Here is a 3,281-nt window from a genome sequence, read left to right as displayed (position 1 = left end):
ATTATGATAGATTTAGAAGAAAAGGTTTAGAAAGAACTAAGCTAGAATTTGCAATGTATGCTTTAGGGTTTAATTTAAGAAAATATATAAATGATATTAGAAAAAATAGAGAAAATATAAATTTATACAAACTTAAAGAAGTAAGTGCATAATCTTGAATTTAACTTTTTTGATATGAGAGTAAGAACATGTACAAGAGTATTGAAATAAGTCTGTAAATTCATTCAAATTTACTTTTATTTCAAAGACTCTTATGATATTTAATTTGTAAATAACTTAATATATTATAACTGTATTTTACAGCGTGTCAATACAGAGGGTAAGTTTTTTTAGAACATGTACCAATAAACTGGACACAGAAAAGTGAAAAAGTTTGGAGGTACATTTTTTTATGAGAAGAAAAAGTAAATTAAGTTTTGAAGAAAGATTACAAATTGTTAAAGAATACTTAGAAGAAGACATCTCATTAACTTTATTATCAAAAAAATATATTTATGCTAGAAGTAAAATTCAATTAATGATTTCAAGATTTAAAAGACACGGTGAATATGGACTTAAAGAAGTAGGATCTAGAAATAGAAGTTATACAAAAGAGTTTAAAGTTAGGCTTGTAAAAGAATATTTAGATGGAGCTAGTATTACTAGTTTAACTATAGAATATTTAATTTCACATAGTCTTGTAAAAAGATGGATTAAAGAGTATAATGAAGGAAATATTAAAGCCTATTTACCTAAAGGAGAGATATACTCTATGAGAAGTCCTAAACTAAGTAAAGAAACAAAACAAAATATTGCAAAAGAATGTATTGAAAATGGAAAGAATTACAAAGAAATATGTGTTAAATATGGAGTAAGTTATTCAAATCTTTATTCATGGGTTTTAAAGTATGAGAAATATGGAGCAACTCTTGATTTAAATAATGCAAAATCAGAAAAAGAAAGATATGAAATATTACTTAAGCTTAAAGAAAAAGAGAATGAAATACTAAAAGCAGAGCTTGAGATATTAAAAAAAAACGAAGAGATCCTAGAAGGTTTGAAGAAAAAGAAATACTAGCTAAATATCTTACAGTAGATGCATTAAAATCTAAGTATAATATTAAATATATATGTAATGTACTAGAGCTTAATAGAAGTTCATATTACAATTATCTTAATACTAAAGATATTGAAAAAGATATAGAACTTGTAGAGACTATTAAAACGATAGGAAAAGAAGTAAATTATACATATGGTAGAAAGAGAATGACTATAGCAGTTAATAAAAGACTTAATTCTAAATTTAATGATAGAAGAAGATGTAGTTTGTGTTATTAGAGCTAAGAAGAAAAGATTTAAGAAATCTAGTGAAGAATATATAGTTGAAAATATATTAAGAAGAGACTTTAGTACAAATAAAGATAATGAGAAGATATCAACTGATGTAACAGAGATTAATACAGGAGAAGGTAAAATCTATTTAAGTGGTATAATAGATATGCATTCTAAATCATTAATAACATACAATATTGGAAATAATAACAATAATGAGCTTGTATTTAATAATTTTAAAGATTTTATTAATAATAATGATATAGACTTATCAAATATAACATTACAAAGTGATAGAGGATTTCAATATACTTCATATGGATTTAAACAGATAATAAAAGAAATGAAACACAGTATGAATAGACCTGGACATTGTCCTGATAATACACCTATTGAATCATTTTGGGGTATATTTAAGTCTGAATGCTATTACAATCCATTATTAAAGGATAGATTTAAGACTAAAGAAGAAGCAATAAAAACAATAGAAGATTATATATATTTTTACAATAATGTTAGGATAAATTTAAAAGGAACTACTCCTAATCAAATTAGAAATAATTCCTTAAATCTATAAAATGCATATTTTAAAAATTTGTGTCCAGTTTATTGGTACATGTTCTATATACAAAACCTCTTTTTATTTATATCATATCATAATTATACTGAATTGTTCGTTACTTTTTAAAAATATTTGACAAAAAAACACTAATATTTATCAGTGTTTGAGATAGATTTAGTTAATCAAATTTCTCGAAATGTGGGACATTTTTTTTATAAATATCTCTTGACTTTTTGAAAAATAGAGATATAATATTAATGTAAACTAACAAAATTCACATTATTCAAGTTTACTTAAGACTCTGTATTAAGATTACAGATCGTAAGATTGGCTGCCTTAAGCAGCTTTTTTTATTTTAATAACTCAGAAATAATAGTGTATTCTTTTTCTTTTTTTATTTTTTCAACTTTTCTTTTTATCTCATCTTCTGAATAAAGATATATTTCATCAATAAAATTTTCATAATTTGGTAAATCAATCAATTTATTTTCTCTAATAAATTTTACATCATATCCTTCATTAACTAATTTAAATATGATATCTTCATTTTTTACAAAAAAAATACACTTAGTGTTTAGTTCTTTAGTTTTTGAAATAATATATTCTAATTTTTCAAAAAAAATATTTTTAATGTAAATTGTATCAAAATCATCTATTAATAAAAAAGTATTATCATTAATATCTGTTAACCTATTTAAATACATTTCAAGTTGTACATTTACTTTTTCACTTGTTGACAATTCAGAAAAGTTTACATTATCCAATTTATACTCTATTGATTTAAAAATATTTGAAGTTATTTTTTCTATGTCAAAATTAATTTTAAGATTAGATAAACAAAATACATCTTCTTCTATTAGATCTTTTACAGACTCATAATATTCATTAATAGAATTTACTAATTTTTCCTCATTAATATATTCTCTAAAAGTTTCAATTCTAGAATACAAATAAGATTTTGATGTCATTTTTAATTCTTCATCTAAAGTATCATCTCTTGATATACCTAATGCAATACATTGCCTCTTTTTGACTTGTGTCCCATCAACTAAAAACTTTTCTTTTTCTTTACCATCAAAGCCTGATATCATAAATTTATATATTAAACTTTTCCCGGAACCATTACCTCCAGCTATAAAAATATGATCTGTAAAAGAAAAACTAGAGAACACATCTCTAAAGTTCATTAAAATATCCATAATATCACCTACACAATTAAATATGAGTTGTTCGCTTTTTCCGAACAACTGAAAAGTGTGTTATTTCCAATATAAAAATGTCGTATTTTGTCAAAATAAGAATGTCGTTCTTATTCTTGATAATAATCTCTAACTCTATAAGATTTACCATTAATATTAATAACATTACAATGGTCTAATAACCTATCTAATATTACATTAGCTAATGT

General features: G+C 23.1%; 4 protein-coding genes. 2 read left to right on the top strand and 2 right to left on the bottom strand.

The window, feature by feature from the left end; translation table 11 throughout:
* Window positions 1-391: 391 nt before the first annotated feature.
* Window positions 392-1,057 carry a helix-turn-helix domain-containing protein gene (locus GM111_RS07965; RefSeq protein WP_156300565.1) on the top strand — a complete coding sequence of 222 codons (666 nt, stop codon included), beginning with the start codon at window positions 392-394 and terminating at the stop codon, window positions 1,055-1,057.
* Window positions 1,058-1,285: 228 nt separating this feature from the next.
* Entirely contained in the window at window positions 1,286-1,888 is a 603-nt protein-coding gene (locus GM111_RS07960) for an IS3 family transposase (RefSeq protein WP_156300564.1), read from the top strand.
* Window positions 1,889-2,223: 335 nt separating this feature from the next.
* Here the strand turns inward: GM111_RS07960 and GM111_RS07955 are convergent, their stop codons facing one another.
* Complete coding sequence (locus GM111_RS07955) at window positions 2,224-3,072, bottom strand: ATP-binding cassette domain-containing protein (RefSeq protein ID WP_156300563.1); 849 nt, start codon at window positions 3,070-3,072, stop codon at window positions 2,224-2,226.
* 110 nt (window positions 3,073-3,182) lie between these two features.
* Window positions 3,183-3,281 (bottom strand): ATP-binding protein (locus tag GM111_RS08610; protein ID WP_408022642.1); only part of this gene is annotated, 99 nt, incomplete at its 5' end.

This window comes from Streptobacillus canis, from assembly GCF_009733925.1.
In the GTDB taxonomy this organism is placed as follows: Bacteria; Fusobacteriota; Fusobacteriia; order Fusobacteriales; family Leptotrichiaceae; genus Streptobacillus; species Streptobacillus canis.
The sequence above is the reverse complement of the archived record's forward strand: the minus strand, read 5'-3'. Positions and strand labels throughout refer to the sequence as shown.